Here is a 291-nt window from a genome sequence, read left to right as displayed (position 1 = left end):
ATTGCAAGTTGAAAACTGTTATATCAATTTCACTATAACTATAACCAAATGCGCGACTCGGGCTATGCATGGCCTGTCATTGAAAGATATGTGCGCTATGTGCAAGGCATCGAATTTGAACAGAAAATTCGTGTGCGCGCTGTTTTGAAAGAGTGGGAAAATCGCTTGAAAATTGAATATCTGATTTTTGATGCGGTCTCGGGTAGAAAGTTGACCAAGGGCTTTACTTAGAAAGTGGCAGTTCATATTGAAAAACGTGAAATGTGTTTTCAATCCCCACAGGTGTTGTTG

Annotated in this window: 1 pseudogene; it reads left to right on the top strand. The window is 39.9% G+C overall.

Features of this window, described 5'->3' with window-relative positions:
* Positions 1-12: 12 nt before the first annotated feature.
* Positions 13-291, top strand: a pseudogene (locus tag ACG9ZB_RS17095) (acyl-CoA thioesterase); the annotation flags it as partial.

It is taken from the genome of Acinetobacter johnsonii (genome assembly GCF_048551975.1).
Classification (GTDB): Bacteria; Pseudomonadota; Gammaproteobacteria; order Pseudomonadales; family Moraxellaceae; genus Acinetobacter; species Acinetobacter johnsonii_A.
This window is presented reverse-complemented; position numbering and strand designations above follow the sequence as displayed.